21 protein-coding genes are annotated in these 22,648 nt (G+C 63.6%); 5 read left to right on the forward strand and 16 right to left on the reverse strand.

The window, feature by feature from the left end; all coding sequences use genetic code 11:
* Nucleotides 1-20: 20 nt before the first annotated feature.
* Complete coding sequence (pepN, locus tag AC1DXU_RS10415) at nucleotides 21-2,666, forward strand: aminopeptidase N (protein ID WP_477367801.1); 2,646 nt, start codon at nucleotides 21-23, stop codon at nucleotides 2,664-2,666.
* A gap of 310 nt (nucleotides 2,667-2,976) precedes the next feature.
* Nucleotides 2,977-5,298 (forward strand): PAS domain-containing sensor histidine kinase, encoded by a 2,322-nt coding sequence (locus tag AC1DXU_RS10420; RefSeq protein ID WP_477367803.1) that lies wholly within the window; start codon nucleotides 2,977-2,979, stop codon nucleotides 5,296-5,298.
* Nucleotides 5,299-5,346: 48 nt separating this feature from the next.
* Here the strand turns inward: AC1DXU_RS10420 and AC1DXU_RS10425 are convergent, their stop codons facing one another.
* From AC1DXU_RS10425 to AC1DXU_RS10490, 14 genes are all read right to left on the reverse strand, one after another.
* The gene (locus AC1DXU_RS10425) at nucleotides 5,347-5,829 is read right to left on the reverse strand and encodes an EF-hand domain-containing protein (protein ID WP_477367806.1); all 483 of its coding nucleotides are present in this window, start codon (nucleotides 5,827-5,829) and stop codon (nucleotides 5,347-5,349) included.
* Nucleotides 5,830-5,980: 151 nt separating this feature from the next.
* Nucleotides 5,981-8,947 carry a bifunctional [glutamine synthetase] adenylyltransferase/[glutamine synthetase]-adenylyl-L-tyrosine phosphorylase gene (locus AC1DXU_RS10430; protein WP_477367808.1) on the reverse strand — a complete coding sequence of 989 codons (2,967 nt, stop codon included), beginning with the start codon at nucleotides 8,945-8,947 and terminating at the stop codon, nucleotides 5,981-5,983.
* The gene (locus AC1DXU_RS10435; RefSeq protein ID WP_477367811.1) at nucleotides 8,947-10,425 is read right to left on the reverse strand and encodes a sensor histidine kinase; all 1,479 of its coding nucleotides are present in this window, start codon (nucleotides 10,423-10,425) and stop codon (nucleotides 8,947-8,949) included. The genes AC1DXU_RS10430 and AC1DXU_RS10435 overlap by 1 nt, the downstream gene beginning before the upstream one ends.
* A gap of 6 nt (nucleotides 10,426-10,431) precedes the next feature.
* Nucleotides 10,432-11,106, reverse strand: a complete 675-nt coding sequence (locus AC1DXU_RS10440; protein WP_477272431.1) for a response regulator transcription factor — start codon at nucleotides 11,104-11,106, stop codon at nucleotides 10,432-10,434.
* Nucleotides 11,107-11,366: 260 nt separating this feature from the next.
* Nucleotides 11,367-12,905: a Do family serine endopeptidase gene (locus tag AC1DXU_RS10445; RefSeq protein WP_477367814.1), complete on the reverse strand. Its 1,539-nt coding sequence runs from the start codon at nucleotides 12,903-12,905 to the stop codon at nucleotides 11,367-11,369.
* 131 nt (nucleotides 12,906-13,036) lie between these two features.
* Nucleotides 13,037-13,504 carry a cytochrome c-type biogenesis protein gene (locus AC1DXU_RS10450; RefSeq protein ID WP_477367816.1) on the reverse strand — a complete coding sequence of 156 codons (468 nt, stop codon included), beginning with the start codon at nucleotides 13,502-13,504 and terminating at the stop codon, nucleotides 13,037-13,039.
* Nucleotides 13,501-15,483, reverse strand: a complete 1,983-nt coding sequence (locus tag AC1DXU_RS10455) for a heme lyase CcmF/NrfE family subunit (RefSeq protein WP_477367819.1) — start codon at nucleotides 15,481-15,483, stop codon at nucleotides 13,501-13,503. The genes AC1DXU_RS10450 and AC1DXU_RS10455 overlap by 4 nt, the downstream gene beginning before the upstream one ends.
* A gap of 14 nt (nucleotides 15,484-15,497) precedes the next feature.
* Nucleotides 15,498-15,941 (reverse strand): cytochrome c maturation protein CcmE, encoded by a 444-nt coding sequence (gene ccmE, locus AC1DXU_RS10460; protein WP_477316262.1) that lies wholly within the window; start codon nucleotides 15,939-15,941, stop codon nucleotides 15,498-15,500.
* Between the two features lie 3 nt (nucleotides 15,942-15,944).
* A complete protein-coding gene (ccmI, locus tag AC1DXU_RS10465) occupies nucleotides 15,945-17,084 on the reverse strand; it encodes a c-type cytochrome biogenesis protein CcmI (RefSeq protein ID WP_477316260.1) in 1,140 nt (379 codons plus the stop codon).
* A gap of 185 nt (nucleotides 17,085-17,269) precedes the next feature.
* Entirely contained in the window at nucleotides 17,270-17,716 is a 447-nt protein-coding gene (locus AC1DXU_RS10470; RefSeq protein ID WP_477316258.1) for a hypothetical protein, read from the reverse strand.
* Between the two features lie 104 nt (nucleotides 17,717-17,820).
* On the reverse strand, nucleotides 17,821-19,197 hold the full coding sequence (locus tag AC1DXU_RS10475; RefSeq protein ID WP_477367821.1) for an ATP-binding protein: 1,377 nt from the start codon (nucleotides 19,195-19,197) through the stop codon (nucleotides 17,821-17,823).
* A 46-nt stretch (nucleotides 19,198-19,243) separates the two neighbouring features.
* Nucleotides 19,244-19,909, reverse strand: coding sequence for a response regulator transcription factor (locus AC1DXU_RS10480; protein WP_015318627.1), 666 nt, complete (start codon nucleotides 19,907-19,909; stop codon nucleotides 19,244-19,246).
* Nucleotides 19,910-20,016: 107 nt separating this feature from the next.
* Nucleotides 20,017-20,316 (reverse strand): hypothetical protein, encoded by a 300-nt coding sequence (locus AC1DXU_RS10485; protein ID WP_477367824.1) that lies wholly within the window; start codon nucleotides 20,314-20,316, stop codon nucleotides 20,017-20,019.
* A gap of 172 nt (nucleotides 20,317-20,488) precedes the next feature.
* Nucleotides 20,489-20,896: a DUF3168 domain-containing protein gene (locus tag AC1DXU_RS10490; protein ID WP_477367827.1), complete on the reverse strand. Its 408-nt coding sequence runs from the start codon at nucleotides 20,894-20,896 to the stop codon at nucleotides 20,489-20,491.
* Nucleotides 20,897-21,129: 233 nt separating this feature from the next.
* On the opposite strand from AC1DXU_RS10490, the gene AC1DXU_RS10495 reads away from it, so the two are divergent.
* The 3 genes from AC1DXU_RS10495 to AC1DXU_RS10505 all read left to right on the forward strand — a co-directional run bounded on the left by AC1DXU_RS10495 (nucleotide 21,130) and on the right by AC1DXU_RS10505 (nucleotide 21,867).
* Nucleotides 21,130-21,342 (forward strand): hypothetical protein, encoded by a 213-nt coding sequence (locus AC1DXU_RS10495; RefSeq protein ID WP_477367830.1) that lies wholly within the window; start codon nucleotides 21,130-21,132, stop codon nucleotides 21,340-21,342.
* A 43-nt stretch (nucleotides 21,343-21,385) separates the two neighbouring features.
* Complete coding sequence (locus AC1DXU_RS10500) at nucleotides 21,386-21,577, forward strand: hypothetical protein (RefSeq protein WP_477316248.1); 192 nt, start codon at nucleotides 21,386-21,388, stop codon at nucleotides 21,575-21,577.
* A 65-nt stretch (nucleotides 21,578-21,642) separates the two neighbouring features.
* Nucleotides 21,643-21,867 carry a DUF6500 family protein gene (locus tag AC1DXU_RS10505; RefSeq protein ID WP_477316246.1) on the forward strand — a complete coding sequence of 75 codons (225 nt, stop codon included), beginning with the start codon at nucleotides 21,643-21,645 and terminating at the stop codon, nucleotides 21,865-21,867.
* 59 nt (nucleotides 21,868-21,926) lie between these two features.
* Here the strand turns inward: AC1DXU_RS10505 and AC1DXU_RS10510 are convergent, their stop codons facing one another.
* Nucleotides 21,927-22,193, reverse strand: coding sequence for a DUF1488 family protein (locus tag AC1DXU_RS10510; protein ID WP_477243788.1), 267 nt, complete (start codon nucleotides 22,191-22,193; stop codon nucleotides 21,927-21,929).
* The gene (locus AC1DXU_RS10515) at nucleotides 22,190-22,453 is read right to left on the reverse strand and encodes a hypothetical protein (protein WP_477367833.1); all 264 of its coding nucleotides are present in this window, start codon (nucleotides 22,451-22,453) and stop codon (nucleotides 22,190-22,192) included. Before AC1DXU_RS10515 ends, AC1DXU_RS10510 begins: the two co-directional genes overlap by 4 nt.
* Between the last annotated feature and the right edge of the window lie 195 nt (nucleotides 22,454-22,648).

The raw sequence follows: 22,648 nt of genomic DNA on the forward strand, positions 1-22,648 counted from the left end.
ACGACAGGAAAACCCAGGGAATGCGTACCGATACCGGCCAGGTCTTCAAGCTCGAGGACTACCGCCCCAACGATTATCTCATTCCGGAAACCAACCTGACTTTCCGCCTTTCGCCAGATGCTACGCGCGTCACCGCCGTGCTGACAATCGAACGCCGCGACGGCGTCGCGGCTTCAGTGCCGCTGGTGCTGGACGGCGACGGGTTGACGCTCCTGCGCATTGCCATCGACGGCCATGACCTCGCGCCGGCGGACTATCTGGCCACGCCGGATCAACTGACCATCGTCAGGCCGCCGGCAGCACCCCGGTTCCAGCTGCTGATCGAAACCCTGCTGCAGCCGGCAGGCAACGAGGCGCTGATGGGCCTCTATCGTTCGAGCAACGTCTATTGCACGCAATGCGAGGCCGAAGGCTTTCGCCGCATCACCTATTTCCTCGATCGCCCCGATATCCTGTCCGTCTACACGGTGCGCATCGAGGCAAAGCGCGATGAAGCGCCGCTGCTTTTGTCCAACGGCAACCCGGCGGACAGCGGTGCGCTTGCCGACGGATGGCACTATGCCAGATGGCACGACCCCTTCCCCAAGCCGTCCTATCTGTTCGCGCTGGTGGCCGGTGCTCTTGGCAAACTCGCCGACAGCTTCGTCACCCTGTCCGGCCGCACGGTGGAGCTCGGCATCTATGTCGAGCCGGGCAAGGAACGGCTCGCCGGCTACGCCATGGATGCGCTCAAGCGGTCGATGCAATGGGACGAGGAGGCGTTCGGCCGCGAATACGACCTCGACGTCTTCAACATCGTCGCCGTGTCCGACTTCAACATGGGCGCGATGGAGAACAAGGGCCTCAACATTTTCAACGACAAATATGTGCTGGCCGACCAGGAGACCGCGACGGATGCGGATTTCGCCAATATCGAGGCGATCATCGCGCATGAGTATTTCCACAATTGGACAGGCAACAGAATCACTTGCCGCGACTGGTTCCAGCTGTGCCTGAAGGAAGGGTTGACGGTCTTTCGCGACCACGAATTCTCCGCCGACCAGCGCTCGCGCGCGGTCAAGCGCATTGCCGAAGTGCGGACGTTGCGCGCCCACCAGTTTCCCGAGGACCAGGGGCCGTTGGCGCATCCAGTGCGGCCGCGCCGCTACCGCGAGATCAACAATTTCTACACGGCGACGGTCTACGAAAAGGGATCGGAAGTGGTGCGCATGATCCGCACCATCCTCGGCGCCGAAACGTTTCGCGCCGGCATGGACCTCTATTTCGAGCGCCATGACGGCGAAGCCGCGACGATCGAGGATTTTGTCAAGGTGTTCGAGGATGTCTCCGGCCGCGACCTGTCGCAGTTTTCGCTGTGGTACCATCAGGCGGGCACGCCCAATCTGACCGTCAGTTCGACGCACAATGCAGCGGCGCAGGAATTCACCCTCGAAATCGAACAGTCGGTGCCGCCGACACCGTCGGAAAGCCGCAAGCGGCTGATGCACATCCCGCTCGCCTTCGGTCTGGTCGGCGCCGGCGGCGAGCCAGTAGCCTATAGTGGTGTCGAAGGCGCCGCTGTCGAGGACGGCGTCATCCATATCCGCAAGCGCCGGCACATGGTGCGCTTTTCCGGCGTGGCCGAGCGTCCGGCAGTGTCGCTCAACCGCGGCTTCTCGGCGCCGATAACGCTTTCAGTCGAGCAGAAGGCCGACGACCAGTTTTTCCTGGCCGCCCATGACAGCGATGCCTTCTCGCGCTGGCAGGCGTTCAACACGCTGCTGACCGATGCGCTGATCGCCGCTTTCCGCCAGATCCTTGGCGGCAAGCGACCCGAATTCACCGCCCAGCTGACCGGGCTTGCCGGCAAGATCGCCGGCGACGAGACACTGGAGCCGGCCTATCGGGCGCTGGCGCTGGCGCTTCCCGGCGAGTCCGACATTGCCCGCGACATCGGCAAGAGCATCGACCCCGACGCCATTTTCTCAAGCCGCGAGGCGCTGGCGCTGGCGATCGCCAAGGCGAACCGAGAAAGCTTCGCCAGCCTCTACGATCGCCTTGCCGACGACGGCCCGTTCAGCCCGGACGCAGCAAGCGCCGGGCGACGGGCGCTGCGCAACATTTTGCTGGACTATCTCGCGCTGCTTCCTGGTGGTGCAGCACTTGCCGCCGAGCATTTCCGGGCCGCGACCAACATGACGGACCGCGCCGCCGCGCTCACCGTGCTGGCGCAACGCCATCACGGTTCGCCCGAGGCGGTCAAGGCGCTGGCGGATTTCGAGGCGAAATACGGGTCCGATGCACTGGTCATGGACAAATGGTTCCAGATCCAGGCCGCAGTGCCGGGTCCGCAAACCGTCGACGCGGTGCGGGCGCTGACCACTCACCCGGCCTTCTCGATGGCCAATCCGAACCGGGTGCGCTCGCTCATCGGCACGTTTTCCAGCGCCAACCAGACCGGCTTCCACCGCGCCGACGGCGAAGGCTACCGGTTCTTTGCGCAAACCGTGCTCGAGGTCGAAAAGCGCAACCCGCAAGTGGCAGCTCGGCTGGCGACGGCTCTCAGATCATGGCGCGCGCTCGAGCCCGGCCGCCAAGCCAAGGCCAGGGAAGCGCTGCTGTCGATCGCCAAGGGTGAAAACCTGTCGGCCGATCTGCGGGATATCGTCGAGCGGACGCTGGCTTAAGGTATGTCGATATTCAGGTGATGCCGGCCTGCAAATGGCGGCTTCCTGCGCTTCCGGTGCTCACGTACTTTGAGTACGCTCCGCTCCGGTTCTCGGTATCAGCCATTTTCGACTCGGCCTGACCTGAATCTCGACACACCTTAGGTTGGCGCCGAGCACGGCAGCTGGAAACGCCGTTATTTCAATCAATTTTTAATCTTTTTTCGCCGCGCCTATGGACAAGGCGAATCACCTTTGATTCTTTACAGACGATTCGGACGTGCGGTGTTGCCGGGTCGTCAAGCGTACGGAAATTCGGGGAGTGCCATTTATGGCCAAGGCGGACGCGTGGGGCGCGCCCGAAGGGACGGCTTTTGAACGGCGCGAGGCGCGAGGCGACGGTCTCGCCGGCAACACGCGGCTCATCGCCGAACCTGCCTACCGGCGGCTGCTGGCAGCCGAGCCGCTGCTGCGCCGATCGATACCGGCTCTCATCATCACCTTTCTGATCGTCATAGCGGCGCTGCGGGTCCTGTCGCTGATGAACGAGCGCGACGACGTCGAGCGCGACGCCAAGGCGATCCTGTCGCTGGCCGCCGGTCAAATGGCCAGCGCGATCGCCGCCGATCCGAATGCCGCATCCGGCGCCCTCCAGGACCTGATGGAAAACACCAGCCGCCAGGGCGCGATGGGCCGCAGCCATGTACTTGCAATCACCGACGGCGCCTTCAAGATCATAGCGGTGTCGCCGCTGACGACAGGCTGGCAGGGACGGTCGCTCGACGGCCTCGTCCAGGGCGGCCAGCCGCTGTTCATGTTCGGCGACCGCGCCGGGGTCATGAATGTCAGCATCGGCGGGCAGGACTGGTTTGCCGCCGTCAGCCTGACCAAGGACCGGAAGAATGCCGGGGCAGTGCTGGTGCCGCAGGAAGCGGTCTTCGATACCTGGCGCAAGACGGTCTCGCTCAACGTCACCCTGTTCGTGCTGACGGCCGGCGTGCTGATCATCATCCTCTACGCCTATTTCGGCCAGGCATCGCGCGCCCAGACGGCCGACCGCATCTATCTCGAAGCGCACCAGCGCATCGACATGGCGCTGGTTCGCGGCCGCTGCGGCCTGTGGGACTGGGACATGGTGCGCGGCAAGATGTACTGGTCGCGCTCGATGTACGACATGCTGGGCTATGAGCCCTGCGACACCATGCTGTCGTTCGGCGAGGTCGATGAGATCATCCATCCCGAGGATGGCGACCTGTTCCAGCTCGCCAACCGGATCGTCGAACGCGAGATCGATCACATCGACCAGGTGTTCCGCATGCGTCATGCCGACGGACAATGGGTGTGGATGCGCGCCAGGGCGCAAGTGATCGATCCGGAAGCGCCTGAGATCCAGCTGATCGGCATCGCCGTCGACGTCACCGAGCAACGGCACCTGGCGCTGCGCTCCGAGGCGGCGGACCTGCGGCTGCGCACCGCCATCGAGAACATCAACGAATCCTTCGTGCTGTGGGATGCCACCCAGCGGCTGATCATGTGCAATTCGAAATACCAGCAGGACAACGGCCTGTCGGACCGCGACGTGATGCCAGGCGCCTCGCGCGCCGTACTGGAAGAACGCATGCTGGCTTTTGCCTCGGAGCGGCGGCTTGCCAACAGCAATGGCCCGCAAGGCGGCGCCACCTTCGAGCGGCAGCTGGCCGATGGCCGCTGGCTGCAGGTCAATGAACTGCGCACCCGCGATGGCGGCACCGTCTCGGTCGGCTCCGACATCACCCAGATCAAGCTGCACCAGGAAAAGCTGGTCGACAGCGAGCGCCGGCTGATGGCGACCATCCACGATCTCAGCCTTGCCCGGCGCGCAGAGGAAGAACGCTCGCGCGAACTGGTCGAGCTCAACCGCAAATACATGAAGGAAACAGAGCGCGCAGAAGCTGCGAACCGGGCCAAATCCGAGTTCCTGGCCAACATGTCGCACGAATTGCGCACGCCGCTGAATGCCATCATCGGCTTTTCGGAACTGATGGAACAGGGTCTGTTCGGGCCGCTCGGCTCATCGCGCTACGAGGAATATGCCACCGACATCAACGGCAGCGGCAAGTATCTGCTGGGCGTCATCAACGACATCCTCGACATGTCGAAGATCGAGGCCGGCCAGTTCTCGATGGATCGCGAGGAAATCGATCTCTGTCCGCTGATCCGGGAGACGGTGCGCGTCGTCTCGCTGCAAGCGGCGGAAAAATCGATCACGGTGGAAACCCGCATCGCCGATGCGATGACGCTGTTCGCCGATCGCCGGGCGATCAAGCAGATCGTCATCAACCTCCTGTCGAATGCGGTGAAGTTCACCGGCCAGGGCGGCCACATATCAGTGCGTGCCCGCAACACATCCGGCGCGCTGGTGCTGACCATCGAGGACAATGGCTGCGGCATCCCGAAGGAGGCGCTCGGCAAGCTCGGCCGGCCGTTCGAACAGGTGCAGAACCAGTTTTCCAAGAGCCATGCCGGTTCTGGCCTTGGCCTTGCCATCTCGCGCTCGCTGGCCGAGTTGCAGGGCGGCGCGCTCAAAATCCGCTCGACCGAAGGCGTCGGCACGATCGTGTCGGTGCGCATACCGGTCAAGAAGTCGACGCAGCTGGTGAAGGCCGCCGCCTGATCCCGACATGTCTCCGGCGGCTCGCGCCGCCGGAACTCTTGTCAAGATTTACTGCATGCTGTCGTCGCCGTCGTCGCCACCGTCCCATTGGCGGTGGCCGCGGCGGCCGCCTTTCGGCAGCTCGCTCTTTTCGATCTTGCCGTCATTGTTCTTGTCGAGCATGGCAAAGACCTTCTTCTCGCGGCTGGTGATGTCGTCGGTCGTCAGCGTGCCGTCGCCCTTCGAGTCGTAGCGGGCGATGATGCGCTTGGCCATCTGCTCGAAGCGCGCTTTCTCCAGCGCGTCGGCAAGCTGCGCCACGGTCAGTTTGCCGCCATTGTCGGCAACGATCTTCTTCAGCCGATCGTTCATGGCGTCGGAGAACTGATCGAAGGTGATGGTGCCGTTGGAATCCCTCATCGCCTTGTCGAGACGCATCATCATGCCGTGACGCGGCCCGCCGCCGCCATAGTGTTCGTCGGCATAGGCCACAGAGCCGGCGGCACCGGCCAGGGCAACGAAAGCAAGCGCAAGTCTGGTTGTCGTTCTCATGGTCTTCTCCTGTTGCATCGTCACCCCCGATGCTAGAGCGGCGGATTTTCATCCCGCCCCTCTATCTCTTTGTTCGAGCATCTGAATTTCCCAAAATCGGTTTCCACCTTTGGGTCCGATGCTCTCGAAACATCCGTTCAGGCCTTAGCCGTCACGGCCGTTTCGCCCGAAGCAAAAGGTCAAATTCCTTTCTGACCTTTTGCGACGTCTCCTTGAGGTGTGCTTCCAGCACACCAAAGTCCGGCAGGTCGGTGACCGCCAGGAGCAGATCCGAAAGCCCCGGCGGAACGTCGTCGCGTTCGAATGCGCCGGTAAGGCAAAGCCGCGTCATCTGGGTCAGCGCCAGATAGAGTTGATAGGCTTCGCAAAGCTCTTGCCTGACATCGGCCTCAGCAAAATCCGGGACCAGGTGCGACAGGATTTCGCCGGTGGCGGTCAGCCTTCCGCCGGCTTCGACCTGGCCGGTGATGACCGCCACCTGCGCGATGAATTCGAGGTCGATGAGGCCGCCTGGGGTCAGCTTGATGTCCCAGAGATCGCGTGGCGATTTTTCCTTCTCGATCAGCGCGCGCATCTCGGATGCCTCGGCCTTCACCTTGGCGGCGTCGCGCGGCAGGGCCAAAAGTGCCGTCACCTCGGCCTCGACCTCGGCGCAAAGGGCGGCCTCGCCGCCGATGGCGCGGGCGCGGGCCAGCGCCATATGCTCCCAGGTCCAGGCTTCCTGGCGCTGGTACTTCTTGAAGGCGTCAACATGGGTGGCGACCGGCCCCTTGTTGCCGGATGGCCGCAAGCGCAGGTCGAGCTCGTAGAGAACGCCCTCGGCGGTCGGCGCCGAGACAGCCGCGATCAGACGCTGTGTCATCCTTGTGTAGTAGTGCGACGGCGCCAGCGGCTTGTGGCCGTCGGATTCCTCGGCATCCGCGTCGTGGTCGTAGAGCAGGATGAGGTCGACGTCCGAGCCGGCGGTAAGCTCACGGCTGCCGAGCTTGCCCATGCCGAGCAGCGAAACCGTGCCGCCGGCGATGCGGCCGTGGCGCAACGCGAATTCGGCTGTCACCGCCTGCAGTGCGGCGTCGATGGTGAGGTCGGCGAGGTCGGAAAAGGCACGGCCGGCACGGCTCGGGCTGATCGAGCCGGCGAGCAGGCGCACGCCGATCAGGAACTTCTGCTCGGAGGCAAAGATGCGCAGACGGTCGAGCACATCCTCATAGGCCCGGTCACCTTCGATGAAAGCCGCCAGCCGCGCGGACAGATAGGCGCGATTGGGCAGTTCGTTCAGCAACGCCGGATCGAGCAGGCCGTCGAAGACATGCGGACGCTTTGTGATGATCGCCGCCAGCCGGGGCGCGGCGCCCATGATGGTCGCCATCAGTTTCAGGAGAGCGGGGTTGGACTGCAGCAGCGAAAACAGCTGGATGCCGGCCGGCAGACCGGCGAGGAATTCGTCGAAGCGCACCAACGCCTCGTCGGCCCGGCGCGTCTGTCCGAAGGCTTTGAGCAGCGCCGGTGTCAGTTCGGTCAGCCGCTCGCGCGCCTCGGCCGACTGGGTGACGCGGTAGCGGCCGAAATGCCAGCCGCGGATGACGCGGCAGATGTCGCTCGGCCGCTTGAAGCCGAGGCCGTGCAAGGTCCGCAGCGTGTCGGGATCGTCGACATCGCCGGTAAAGACCAGATTTCCGACGCCTGCCGACAGTTCCGGCGCGGTTTCAAACAGCGCCGCGTAATGGCGCTCGACTTCATGCAAAGCCGCGCGAAAAGTTTCGGAAAATTTGGCGGCATCGGCAAAGCCCAGCATATGGGCGATGCGCTCGAGCCCCTCATCGTCGTCCGGCAGGATATGCGTCTGCTCGTCGGCGACCATCTGAATGGCATGTTCGACGCGGCGCAGAAACCAGTATTGGCGGGTGAGCGTATCGCGTGCATCGGCGGTGATCCAGTTGCGCGCCGCCAGAGCACCCAGCATCGGCACGGTCTCGCGACCGCGAAGCTCGGGAAAACGGCCGCCGGCAATCAGCTGCTGGGTCTGGACGAAGAATTCGATCTCGCGAATGCCGCCGCGACCGAGCTTGACGTTGTGGCCCTTCACCGCGATCTCGCCATGGCCCTTGTGGGCATGGATCTGGCGCTTGATCGAATGGACGTCGGCAATCGCCGCGTAGTCCATGTATTTGCGCCAGATATAGGGCTGCAATTCCCTCAGGAAGGCCTCACCCGCAGCCCGATCGCCGGCCACCGGCCGCGCCTTGATCATGGCGGCGCGCTCCCAGTTCTGGCCGCGCGCCTCATAGTAGCGCAGGGCCGCCTCGACCGGAATCGCCAACGGCGTCGAACCGGGATCGGGACGCAGCCTGAGATCGGTGCGGAAGACATAGCCGTGTTCGGTGCGGTCCTGCAGGATGCGGACCAGCCGCCGGGTCAAGCGCGCAAACAGCTCGGTCGCATCGAGCGGGTCGACGATTGCCGGCGCGTCTGGATCGAAGAAAACGACGAGGTCGATATCGGAGGAATAATTCAGCTCATGGGCGCCAAGCTTGCCCATGCCGAGCAGGATCCAGCCCGACTGCCCCGCAGGCCGTTCGGGGTCGGGCAGGTTCAGCTTGCCTTGCCCATGCGCGTCACGCAGCAGGAAATCAACGGCGGCGCGGGTACAGGCATCGGCGAGATCGCTCAGCCGCCGCACCGTCAGCGCCGTCTCGGCCGCGCCGGCAAGATCGGCCAGCGCAATGAGGACATGCGCTTCCGCCTTCCATTGGCGCAGTTCCATCATCAGGCTCGATTCCGAGAGGGTCTCAGTGCGCGACGCCTCGCCAATCGCGGCCAGGATCGTAATCAGCCGGGCCTCGACCGTCTCGTCGAACAGCGCATCGAGGATTTTTGGGCGGCGGCGCACCGTGTCGCGCAGGAACGGCGACAGATCGAAGACGGCGGCAAGGAAAGCCTGGGCGGTGCCCTTGCCGGCCAGGAATTTCGCCAGGCGCGGCAAGTCCTCTTCCTGGGCGGCGGACGCGATCTCCGACTGTTTGCGCCGGGCACGGCTCTCGTCCAGCGGCGCGAGCCTTGCCACCGGCTTCAACAGCCAGTCCGTTTGGATCCGTTGCACGACCGCCCTCACCGCCATCAATGGTTCTCCCGTTCGGGAAAACTCATGATCACGGACAATCCGGGATTTACAGGCAGAAGATCAAGCCTTCCGTTGTGGAATGTCATGATCGCTTTGGCGAGGCTCAAGCCAAGGCCGGAGCCTGGCTGCGAACGGCTTTTCTCCAGCCGCACGAAACGCTCGGTCGCCCTGGCGCGGTCGGCATCGTCGGGAATGCCCTGGCCATTGTCGGTGACGGCAAGCCTGATCTCTCCGCCGACCCGCTCCAGCGTCACGCGTACGGTAGGCTTGCCGGTCGCGTCGGTCGAATATTTGATGGCGTTGTCGACGATGTTCGACAGCGCCTGGCCGATCAGCTCGCGGTTGCCGTTGACGGCGAAGTCACCCTCCACTGAGCTCTCGATCACTACACAAGCTTCCTCCGCCACCGGCTCGTAGAGCTCGACGACATCGCGCACGGCGGCCGCCAGATCGACGCGGTTGGTGCTTTCAGAGGAATAGCCTGCCTCCAGCCGCGAGATCATCAGGATGGCGTTGAAAGTCTTTATCAGCTGATCGGACTCTGTAATCGTGCCTTCCAGCGCCTGCCTGTAGTCTGATGTCTTGTGCTTGCCGGAAAGCGTCGCCTCGGCGCGGTTGCGCAGTCTGGTCAGCGGCGTCTTCAGATCATGGGCAATGTTGTCGGAAACCTGCTTCAGCCCCTCGTTCAGCGTGGCGATCCTGGCCAGCATGGAATTGAGGTTTTCGGAGAGACGGTCGAACTCGTCGCCGGCGCCGGTGACCGGCAGCCGGCCTGTGAGGTCACCACCCATGATGCGACGGCTTGCCTCCGACACGCTGTCGATGCGCTTCAGCGCCGCGCGGCCGACAAAGAACCAGATCAGCAGCCCGCCGAGCCCCATCATGCCGAGCGCCAGTGTCAGGGCGCGGCGGATGACGGCGCGGAACCGCTCCGGCTCGCCGAGATCGCGGCCGACCAGCATGATCATCTGGTTGGGCAGCCGCAGCACCAGTGCGATGGCGTTGTGGCCCTTCTCGCCTTCCACCTGCACGTCGTTCGGGTCGGATGGCATTGCGTTCTGGTCAGCCGCCGCCGGGTTACGTTGCCGCTCGAGTTCGCCTTCGCCGAAGCGGCGGTAAGAAAAGGGCTCGGTTGTCCAGCCGTCGGTCTCGAGGACCCCCGGCTCCAGGCTCTGGACGTTGCCGGTCAGGATCTGGCCGTTGGCATCGGCGATCAGATAGAGGTTGGCGCCGGGCTGGCGGGAGCGCTGCTCGACCACGCGCACCAGCACCGGCAGGCCGCCGCGCTGATAGGCATGGGCGAGACCGAGCACTTCGTCGTTGATGGTCTCCTGCGTCTGCGCGGTCAGCATGCGCGCCGAGAGCGAGGTCATGTAGAAGACGAGCAGTACCGCGCAAAGGGCGAACAGCAGCAGGTAGAGCGCCGAAAGCCGCGCTGCCGTTGTCTTCATGATGGCGGGCATGGACAACGCCATGGGGCTTTAGCCGCCCTTCAGCATATAGCCGGCGCCGCGAATCGTGTGCAGGATCGGCTTGTCGAAGCCCTTTTCGATCTTGCCGCGCAGCCGCGAGATGTGAACGTCGATGACATTGGTCTGCGGATCGAAATGATAATCCCAGACATTTTCTAGCAGCATGGTGCGCGTCACCACCTGGCCGGCGTGACGCATCAGATATTCGAGCAGCCGGAACTCGCGCGGCTGCAAGGTGATCTCGGATGCCGCGCGGCGAACCGAATGCGACAGGCGGTCGAGTTCGAGATCGCCGACCCGGTACATGGTTTCGGCTTCCTTGGCGCTGGCGCGACGGTTCAGCACCTCGACGCGGGCGAGCAACTCGGAGAAGGCATAGGGTTTGGTCAGATAATCGTCGCCGCCGGCGCGTAGGCCGGTGACCCGGTCGTCGACTTCACCGAGCGCCGACAGGATCAACACCGGCGTCGTGTTGCCCCTGGAGCGCAGGCCGGCGATGACCGACAGGCCGTCGCGGCGCGGCATCATGCGGTCGATGACCATCACGTCGTAGTCGCCGGCATCGGCAAGCGCGAAGCCGGTCTCGCCGTCGCCGGCGACATGAGCGGTGTGCCCGGCCTCGCCAAAGGCTTTCTGCAGGTAGTCGGCCGCCTCGCGATCGTCTTCAATGACGAGAATCTTCATCGGGCCGTTATACGCGATTTCGCTGGAAGATTGAGTGGCCGGCATGTGGATTGTGGCCTTCACTGGATGGCATGTCGCTATCCCAAAACCGCTTCACACTTCTGGGCGACAGGCTGAGGGAATGCGGCAGCGGGCGATGGGAGGCCCGCTGCCGCCGGAGCGGAACACGATGACTGACTAACGTATTCGGGCTCCATGCTTCCCCATGCGGCGGCTCGGGGGTGTTTGAAACCGCCGCACGGGAAAAGTCGAAACGGGTGTCAGCCCTTGGCGACGGGCAGCGCGACGAAGCGGTTCGAGTCGTCGTGGGTGATCTGCATCAACACCGCCTTGCGGCCGGATTTCACCGCATCGGCCATCGCCTTGGTGACGTCCTCGGTGCCGTTCACCTCCGTCGAATTGACCGAAGTGATGATATCGCCGGGCTGGATGCCACGATCGGCGGCATCGCTGTTGGGGTCGACATCGGTCACCACCAGCCCCTTGCCGTTTTCCGACTTGGTGACGGTGAGGCCGAGATCGGCCAGCGTATCGGCCTTGGCCGGAGCGGCCGGCTGATCGGCCGAAGCCTGCTTGTCGGTCGATGGCAGCTTGCCGAGATCGATCTTGATCGACTGGCTCTTGCCGTCACGCCACACCGTGACGTCGACCGGCTTGCCGGGCGAATAGGCGCCGATCAGGCGAGCGAGTTCCTTCGGCGAATCGACGTCCTTGCCGTCGACCTGGGTGATGACGTCACCGGCGGTGATGCCGGCCTTCTTGCCGGGGCCGCCGTCCTGGGCGCTGGAAACCAGTGCACCCTTCTGCGACTTCAGGCCGAGCGATTCGGCGATGTCGGAGGTAACCGGCTGAATCTCGACGCCAAGCCAGCCGCGTTCGACGCTGCCGCTCTTCATCAGGTCCTGCACGACCGTCTTGGCGGTCGAGGCCGGAATGTCGAAGGCAATGCCGACGCTGCCGCCCGAGGGCGAGAAGATCGCGGTGTTGATGCCGACGACCTGGCCGTTGAGGTTGAAGGTCGGGCCACCGGAATTGCCACGGTTGACCGAGGCATCGATCTGCAGGAAGTCGTCATAGGGGCCGGCGCCGATATCGCGGCCACGGGCCGAGACGATGCCGGCGGTGACGGTGCCGCCAAGGCCGAACGGATTGCCGACGGCCACGACCCAGTCGCCGACGCGAACCTTGGAATCATCGGCGAAGTCGACATAGGTGAACTTGCCGACGCCATCGACCTTGAGCACGGCGAGATCGGTGCGCGGATCGGTGCCGATCAGCTTGGCATCAAGTTCCTTGCCGTCATTCATCACCACGGTGAAGGCCGAGCCTTCCTCGACGACGTGGTTGTTGGTGACGAGATAGCCGTCATCGGAGATGAAGAAGCCCGAACCCTGCGCAACCGGACGGGGCTGGTCGTTGTTGCGGTCGCGGTGGCTGAAGCGGCGGTTCTGGCCGTTCTGGTCGCCGAAGCCGCGGAATTGCTTGAAGAACTGACGCAGTTGCGGATTGTCGGGCAGGTTGTTGAAGCCGTCAGGGCCATCAGACTGGTCGGAGCCGTCATCGGCCGCCGGCTCGATCTTGGCCTTGACCTTGACGCTGACGACAGCCGGCGAAACGCGCTCGACGACATCGGCAAAGCCCTGCACCTGCGGCGCCTCGACCCGCACGGCATCGGCCAGAACGGGAGCCGTGCTGGTGGCGACGGCGCCAAAGCCAATGGCACCGGCAATGGCCAGCGACGCGGCAGCAGCCAGGAGGCGGTTGCGGGTGCGGGAATATGAATTGGGGGCAATATTCATGGGTCTCGTATCCTCTTTCAAGGGATGCGCTGCGGTGGGCATCCTCAGGTGAAGAGAAATAGAGAGGCGCACATTACGGCGCCATTTCCGGTGCATGAAACTTTTGTAATGTTGGCAGACGCCGGCCGCCGTCAGTCGCGGCGCAGAATACTATCCAGCGCCGCCTGTTCCTCGACGCTCAACGCCTTGGTTGCCAGCGAGCGGCGCGAGCGCGCGGTCAACACGATGAAGATCCCGCCGACCAAAAGCAGCACGACAGGCGTGCCCCACAGCAAGGCATTGCGCAGGTTGAAGCGCGGCTTCAGCAGCACGAACTCGCCATAGCGGGACACGATATAGTCCATCACCTGCTGGTCGGTGTCGCCGGCGACCAGGCGCTGGCGCACCAGGATGCGCAGGTCGCGCGCAAGGTCGGCATCGGATTCGTCGATCGACTGGTTCTGGCAGACCATGCAGCGCAGGCCTTCGGACAGCAGCCGCGCCCTCGCCTCGAGCGCCGGATCGGCCAGCACTTCGTCGGGCTTCACCGCTTGCGCGGCGCCGGCAAACAACAGCGCCAAAAACAGGACGAGCGAGGCCAGCGAAAACCGTGCGGTCATGGCAGGCTTGCCGATGCCACGAGCTTGCGGCGGCGCGAGGGGGCGCCGACGCGCAGCCGGCGGTCGAGCAGCGACATCGCAGCACCGGCCATCATCACCAGGCCGCCGCCCCAGATCAACGTCACCAGCGGCTTCCACCACAGGCGCACGACGACGGAGCCATCGGTGCCCTCGTCGCCAAGGGACAGATAAAGCTGGCTGAACCAGATCGTCTTGATGCCGGACTCGGTCGTCGTCATCTGGCGCACGGGGTAGAAGCGCTTGGCCGAGGTGATTTCGGCCGCGCTGCTGCCGTCGGCGCCGAGCAGGACGAAGCGGCCACGATCCTCGCTGTAGTTAGGCCCTTGCGCTGGATAGAGGCCTTCGAAGCGCAGCGTGTGGCCGGACAGTTCCACGGTCTCGCCAGCATGCATCGACAGGATCTTCTCGGTGCCGAAGCAAAGCGTGCCGACGATGCCGAGCGTCGTCAGCCCGAGCCCGAGATGGGCGAGCGTGGTGCCGAAGACCGAGCGCGGCAGGCCGGCAAAGCGCCTGAGCATGATGCCAGGCGCGACGCTGCCAAAGCCGGATTTGACGGCAAGATCGGTGAGCGCGCCGCAGATCAGCCAGAAGGCAAGGCCCGCGCCAAGGGCGGCGAACACCGACGCGCCGTCGATGAACAATCCGGTCACCAGAACGGCCAGGAAGGCCGCTGCGAAAGCCGCCATCAGACGCTGGGCAACCGCGAGGATATCGCCGCGCTTCCAGGCGAGCAGCGGCCCGAAGGGAACCATGACCAGAAGCGGCACCATCAGCGGGCCGAAGGTCAGGTTGAAGAACGGCGCGCCGACCGAGATCTTGTCGGCGGAAAGGGCTTCGACGGCCAGCGGATAGAGCGTGCCGATGAGCACGGTCGCCGCCGCTGTGGTCAGGAACAGATTGTTGAGGACCAGCGCGCCTTCGCGCGAGATCGGATGGAAGAGGCCGCCGGCCGTCAGCCGCGAGGCGCGAAAGGCAAACAGCGCCAGCGAGCCGCCGATGAACAGCGTCAGGATGCAAAGGATGAAGACGCCACGCGTCGGATCGGTGGCGAAGGCGTGGACTGAGGTCAGCACGCCGGAGCGCACCAGGAAAGTGCCGAGCAGCGACAGCGAGAAGGTCAGGATTGCCAGCAGCAGCGTCCATATCTTCAGCGCCGAGCGCTTTTCCATGACGATCGCCGAATGCAGCAGCGCCGTGCCCGCCAGCCACGGCATGAAGGAGGCGTTCTCGACCGGATCCCAGAACCAGAAGCCGCCCCAGCCAAGTTCGTAATAGGCCCAGTAAGAGCCCATGGCGATGCCGCCGGTGAGGAACATCCAGGCGACCAGCGTCCATGGTCGCACCCAGCGCGCCCAGGACGCATCGATGCGGCCTTCGATAAGGGCGGCGACCGAGAAGGAAAAGCAGATCGAGAATCCGACATAGCCGAGATAGAGCAGCGGCGGATGGATGGCGAGGCCGAGGTCCTGCAGGATCGGATTGAGGTCGCGGCCTTCGATGGGCGCCGGATTGAGCCTGATGAACGGATTGGACGTGGTCAGGATGAACAGGAAGAAGGTGGCGCCGATGGCGCCCTGCACGGCCAGCACATTGGCCCGCAGCGTCGCCGGAAGATTGGCGCCGAAGACGGCGACCAGCGCGCCGAAGAAGGTCAGGATCAGCACCCAGAGCAGCATCGAGCCTTCGTGATTGCCCCAGGTGCCGGTGATCTTGTAGATCAGCGGCTGTAGCGAGTGCGAGTTTTCCCATACACTCGCCACCGAAAAATCGGAGCTTGCATAGGCTGTCGCCAGCGCGACGAAAGACAGCGCGGTCAGGGCAAAGCCTGATACAGCGGCCGGGCCGCCGACAGCCATCATCTTCTGGTTACCGGTGCGGGCGCCAAACAGCGGCACCAGCGTCTGCACCAACGAAAGCGCGAACGCCAGGACTAGGGCGAAGTGTCCGGTTTCAACCATTGCGGCGAGACCCGTTATTCACTCTTGCTCTCCTGCCACACGCCCTTGGCCTTGAGGCCGTCGGCCACTTCCTTGGGCATGTAGTTTTCGTCATGCTTGGCCAGCACGCTGTCGGCGACGAAGGTGCCGTCCGGACCGAAGGCGCCTTCGGTGATGACGCCCTGCTCTTCACGGAACAGGTCGGGCAGGATGCCGGTGTAGGTGACCTTGACCGATTTCTGCTTGTCGGTGACGGAAAAGGCGACGGTGGCGCCCTGGCCACGCTCGATCGTGCCCTTTTCGACGAGGCCGCCGAGCCTGATCCGCTGTCCCGGCTGCAGGCTGGCGGTGGTCAGATCGGCGGGCATGTAGAAATAGGAGGCCTTCTGCCCGAGCGCATAGAAGGTGAGACCGGTGGCGGCAGCGAGAAACGCCAGCCCACCGGCGATTACCGACAGTCGTTTCTGCTTGCGCGTCATGGTCTACTCCGTCGCCGTCACGCCGAGCGAAGCGGCAAAGGCGGTGAACTTCTTCGCTTCGTCACTGTCGGCGCCAAACACGGCGATACCGCGATTGAGCGCATCGCGCGCCTGGTCGGCCTTGCCCAGCACGACATAGGAACGAACGAGCTTCATCCATCCTTCCGCGTCGCGTGGATTTTGTTTCAGCTTCTCGTCGAGGCCGGCGACCATGGTGTTGATCATCGCCTCCCGGTCCTGCGGCGACATCGAGGAAGCGGCATCGACATCCGCAGCGTCAGGGCCCTTCGCCGGCTGTCCGGATGCCACGGCACGATTGCCGGATTCCGCCAAGGCCTGCTGCACCGCGCCGCGCCATGGGGAGTCCGGCGGCAGCATGGCGAGCATGGTTTGCCAGGCCGCTATGGCCTTGTCGGTCTGGCCTTCCTGCGCCAGCGCCATTGCCAGATAAAAAGCCGCCTTCGGATTTGCCGGATCGAGCTTCAGCGCCGCCTCGAAAGCACCTTGCGCATCGGCCGAGACGATGCCGCCGGCGGCGTTGGCGATCGCCTCGCCGAGACCGGCCTGGCGGGCGGCGCTGTCGCCGTCAAGGCGAATGGCATTGCGATAGGCCGTCACCGCGTCGGCGAACCGCTGCATGCGCAGATAGACCGGCGCCAGCACATCCCAGCCGCGGCCATCGCTGGGGTTGGCGGCAAGGTGCGCCTCGGCACGCGCCACCAGCTCGTCCACCGAGCTGTCGGCGGGGTTCTTGGCCAGCCGTTCGCTGAGCGGTTGCGACGGCAGATCGGGCGAGCCTATCTGGCTGTAGAGACCCCAGCTGACCAGGGGAACCACCAGCACGGCAGCGGTTGCGACCAGCCGTGTCATCATTGACGGCTGCCGCGTCGCCGCCTTGTCGGCCGGGCCTATACTGTCCAGGCGAAGGATGCGGCGGGCGATTTCAGCGCGCGCCTCTTCGGCTTCCGCCGGCTGGATCAGGCCGCGCGCCGCATCGCGGTCAAGTTCGGCCAATTGGTCGCGATAGACTTCCAGATCGTGATCGCTGCTGGTCGATGCACCCTTGGCGCCGCCGGCCAGCGGCAGCAGCACCGCCAGGCTTGCGCCCAGCGTGAGGATTGCGGCTATGACCCAGAACAGCATGCTTCATCCAATAGCGGCAGCGCCCTGCCCTGCCAACACAGGCGTACTGCGACGCTTTGACGGCAGGCGCGCCGCATGTCCTTGATCGGTATCAACCCGACCCGATCTCAAGTGGACCCCGCCTGATCTTTGTTTTCATGCATGTCGCCCAAAACCGCTGCGCGCTTTTGGGCGACATGCATCGATCAAGTCAGCGGCGTCCAGCTGCCATCGGCGTTGCGGCAGGCGGTTCCGCGCGCGGTGGCGCCGGCGGTGCCGGTAAAGACGGTGTGCGTGTACTGTCGGCAGTCCTGCGAACCGACGCGATAAGGCTGGGCGGCGACGACTTCGCCGTAATGGGCGGTCCGGTCGCTCTTCCACGTCACCTTTTGGCCGCTCGCCGTATATTCAAGCGCCTTGTATTCCGCCTCCAACGCGCTGCGCTTTTCGGCGTCGCTCAAGCCTGAGCCGATCGATCCGCCGACCAGGCCGCCGGCCATGGCCGAGATGATCGTCGCCGTGACCTTGGCGCCGGACGGAGGGTTCGTAGCCGGCGGCTCGGTGACCGTGATGTCCGGGCCACCGCCCTTGCTCAACGTCCCGCAGCCGGAAACGGCAAGCAGGGCGGAAACGAGCGCGACGCGAATCTTCATGCCAACAACCAGTTTTTCTTGAGGATGAGCTGGGGGCCGCGTCATCGAGAAAGTCGACGTGGCCATAGTATTGATATTTGTCGGAAATTTGGCCGTGGCCTGTATCACTGAAGGCTCCGCAATCGAACCACCGCCTTCAATCCGCCCATGGCGGAGCGTTCCAGCGCCAGAACGCCTCCATACTCGTTGACGAGGTCGGCGACAATGGCAAGTCCCAACCCCGTCCCCGGCTTTGTCTCGTCGAGGCGCCGGCCGCGCTTCACCGCCTCGCGCGCTTTGTCTTCGGGAATGCCCGGACCGTCATCGTCGATATCGATCTCGAACAGGTTGGCCGCGCCGTCCTTGCCGGCGACCGGCCTGACGGTGATGGCGACGGCGCTTTTTGCCCATTTCATCGCGTTTTCGAGTAGGTTGCCGAGCAATTCCTCCAGATCCTCGCGCTCGCCGGCAAAGACGATGTCGGCGGCCGGCAGCGACAGCGACAGGCTGGTCTGCGGGTTGAGCTTCTGCAGCACGCGCACCATGCGCTGGACCAGCGGAGCCACCGGCGTGCGGTAGACGACGCTGTCGCGCTGCGCTGCCACGCGGGCTCGCTGCAGATAGTGGTCGACCTGCTTCTGCATCGAGGCCGCCTGCTCGGCGATGAGCTGGCCCTTGGCGCCGCCCAGCGCCCGGCCCTCGTTGATGAGCACCGCAAGCGGTGTCTTGAGCGAATGGGCAAGGTTGCCGACCTGCGTGCGCGAGCGCTCGACGATGCGCTTGTTGTTCTCGATCAGCGCATTGGTTTCGTTGGCGAGCGGTTCGATCTCGGCCGGGAAGCGGCCGTCCAGCCTTTGCGCGGTTCCTTCGCGCACCATGGCCAGCGCGTTGCGAACCCGGCGCAATGGCTGCAGGCCAAGCAGGATGGCGATAGCGTTGATGGCGATCATGCCGACGCCGAACAGGGAAAGATAGGTCAACAGGCGGCGCTGGAAGCTGGCGATCTCTTGTTCGAGCTCGCTCTGATTGCCCATGACGCGGAAGCGCGCCGCGCGGTTTTTCGAATCGAGGACGAATTCGCTCTCGAACACTTCCACCGCCTCGCCCTTGATGCCTTCGCTGGCATAGCTGCGCTGGAAGCTGGCATTGAAGGGAACTTCGGCGACGCTTGGCGACGGGATGGTCTTGGTCATCGAGGACGAATGCAGGTCGCCATGGACGCCTTCCGAGGCGGGTTCCACCGACCAGTACCAGCCTGAATTGGGCTCAGAGAAGCGGAGATCGCCAAGGTCGGGGGCGCCGGTCAGCTGACCGCCCTCGGAGACACCGACGGAGCCGATCAGGTTGAACAGATGCGCCGAAAGCAGGCTGTCAAAACCACGCTCGCTGGCCTGGCGATAAAGCGTGGTGATGAGCGTGAAGATGACGACAAGCGTCAGGATCGCCCAGATCGTAGAAAAGCCGATGACGCGAAACGCCAGCGAACGCGGCCAGAACCGCACTGAAAGCGCTTTTGAGGCGGCCAGCTTTGTAGGAAGAGGTTCCGCCTTACGCCTCCGGCTCGCGCATGCGATAGCCCATGCCACGCACGGTTTCGATCATGTCGATGCCCATCTTCTTGCGAAGCCGGCCGACAAAAACCTCGATGGTGTTGGAATCGCGGTCGAAATCCTGGTCGTAGAGATGCTCGACCAGCTCGGTGCGCGAGACCACCTCGCCCATATGGTGCATCAGATAGGCGAGCAGGCGGAACTCGTGCGAAGTCAGCTTCAGCGGCACACCGTTGACGTCGGCCTTGGAAGCCTTGGTGTCGAGGCGCAGCGGCCCGCAGGTCAATTCGGATGAGGCATGGCCGGCGGCACGCCGGATCAACGCCCTGACCCTGGCCAGAACCTCTTCGATATGGAACGGCTTGGTGACGTAGTCGTCGGCGCCGGCGTCGATGCCGGAGACCTTGTCGCTCCAGCGGTCGCGCGCCGTCAGGATCAGCACCGGCATCTTGCGGCCGCCGCGGCGCCAGCGCTCGACCACGCTGATGCCATCCATCTGCGGAAGGCCGATGTCGAGCACGACGGCGTCATAGGGCTCGGTGTCGCCGAGGAAATGGCCTTCCTCGCCGTCAAAGGCGCGATCGACGACATAGCCGGCGTCGACCAGCGCATCCGATATCTGCCGGTTGAGATCCTTGTCATCTTCGACGACGAGTACGCGCATGCGGGGATCGATACCTGTTGAAGAGTTGGCCTGTTGAAGCGTTTGGGCTCAGATATAGGCCGATTCCGGCGGCCTGGGAAACGGAGGCCTGTAAGATGAAGATCGGGTCAGTTCAGCGGAACGACGATTTCGGAACGGCGCGGGCGCTGTCCGTCCTTGCCCGGGACAAGCACAACGATGACGCAGACCGGCTGGCCACCGCGCGTCGACTGCGACGCCTTGGCCAGCGTGCCACCGTTCTGCTCAGCAACCTGCTGGCCGATCGCGTAGCAGTCGGACGCGGCCAATACGATCGGCTGGGCCTGCTCGGCAGCGGCGACCGACATCGCGGTCGCCTGCGACGCAAACAGTCCGGCCGCGCAGAGCGCCAGTGTCGCGGTTCGGAAATGGGAGCGAAGCGTTGTCATGGTCAGCGTTGTAACGCATCGGTGCTGAACGTGAAATGAACGGTGAAGGCCACTGAAAACATGCCCGCCACACCCCTGCAACGCGAGACATTCAACCTGAGATTTCACCGCCCAACCCGGTGAAACCGGCGAAAGTCCAGTCTAGACCCCGTTTCACCGATATTGAAAGCGCTCAGGCGTTTTCCCGGGTGATGGCGCGAAAGCGCAGCAGCCCATGATGGACCGCCAGATCCTCGTCATAACGGGCCTCGGCGAATTCCAGCGACAGCCGCGTCTGGCCACGCGGGCCGATGACCAGCGCCGCGTCGGCGAGGCGTGCCTTGATGCGGTCCATGATGGCAAGCGTCTCAGCTTCGCCATGGGCCTTTGACCAGACATGCAATGTCACCAGCTGATCGGCGTTGTTATCGGCGCCAGTGTCCCAATCAAAAGCGCTGGTCAGGCCGCAGGTCACGTAGGGAAAGGCGACGTTGTCGGTTGCCTGCTCAAGCAGGCCGGCGCCGGCCAGCAGCGCCGACAGCGGCGCATCGCTTTTCAATCTCTGGAACAAGGCCTGCTGCAAATCGCCGGGCGCCGTCATTTTTCGTTCCCCTCGCCCTTCGCCGTTGAACCGGCTGTGCACCCGTCAACGCGTTCTGCTTCCAGCCTAACCGCGCTGAGGTTCCGGCGCCAGATCACCCGGAGCCCATGTGTCGTCCTTGGCGGCAGCGGTGCCCTGTACGGCCAAGCTGGTTTTTATTTGGTATGCAAGCCGTTTGAAAAACGGTGCTATGACGACGCTCGGTCTTCTCCAAAACAGTCGAGGTCATTTTCGTGCGCGAGCCATCGGTGCTGCCTGTCTTCGGAAGGCTTGGGGTCAAAGCGCCGGTGGTGATTGCGGCGCCGACCGCGTCGAAGCGACTGGAGAAGACGATGACCAGCCTGCGGGCGGTCCTGTCTGCACATGGCGGCCTGGTTTTGAAGCTGTCCGTGGTGGTCTGGACGGTCGTTGTGCTGGCGGCCGTGTTCTTCATTACCAAGGCCTGACGCCAGCGACATCGGTCGTATATGGCAATCAAAGGACGCCAGAATGGCAAACCGCTACGCAATGCGCATGGAGCAGCCTGGCAGCTGGACCATTTTCGATATTTTCACCGGCCAGCCCGTCGAACTCAAGCACCAGGTGATGGTCGGCATGGACATGCGCGATGCCGAGGCGATGGTCGATCGACTGAACAGCCGAGACGTCAAGCGGCGGGCGAAGGCGGATCGCGGGACCTGATCACAACCGGGCGGATTGCCATCCGGGGCGCGCGTCGGCCGAATGTTTAGAGATAGGGGATTGCCGTGAGACCGAGCCTGAAACAGAAGGTCCTGGAAGTCTGCGACCGCAAGATCTCGGAGAAAGGCGCCGGCGTCGGCCTGTCATTCTATGCGTTCTTTGCAAACAGGAACGACGATCCCGAACTTCTCATGGAAGCTGCGGAATGGTGGATCAGAACCCACCGGCTCGACCATTTTGAAAGGGCCGTGAAGATACGGGCCATGGTCGAGGAGATGGACGCCGGCTGATCCTAGATTTTATGCACGTCGTTATCCCAAAACCGCTGCGCACTTTTGGGCGACGGGCATCAGCCGAAATCAGCAGCGGTCAGCACATACATGCTCCTGCGGGTGCGGGCATAGGCGTTCCGGGCAATGTCATGGATGGAGCTCGACGCCGTGTCGAAGGCCGCCAGATAGGTGGCCTCGGAGGTTGCCGTCCCCGATGGCGCCTTTGAGATGGCGTCGGCGGTGACAGAGAAAGAAATCTGGAACATGCCGTCATGGCCGACAAAGCGGATACGCTTGCCCGCCTCGTCATAGCTACGGCTTCGATTGGGAAATGTAAGGCTCATGACTTTGCTCCCTTTGGCGCGGCGACGGCTTTCTTGACTGCCGCCCGCTTCTTCTTAGGCGTCGGGTTCAAGGCTTCCGCCACCCGGTCCGCCTCTTCCTTGGCCAGCCGCAATTCGCGCAGCCTGGCAGTCTTGATGACGCGAAGCTTGGCTTCGGTCATATACTCGGCAGTCGCCTTGTTGCGCTCGGCGGTCTTCTTCTGCTTGTCGACGAAGCGTGCCTCAGCTTTTTCCATGATGCTTTGAGCGACTTCAGCCATATGTGAAATCTCCTTTTTGGAGCGAGAATGTGAAAATGCGTTTCCCCGCTAAAATAGGCACTCGCAAGCGAAATTTCAATTTTCGGATTATTTTACGATCTTCGAATTCCCGGAATTGAACTCGTCGAAGAATACTATCCAATATTTCGATCATCCCGTGATTAATTTTTGGCACTCCTATCTATCGAGTGCCAA

It is taken from the genome of Mesorhizobium sp. P3_A10, from assembly GCF_056403175.1.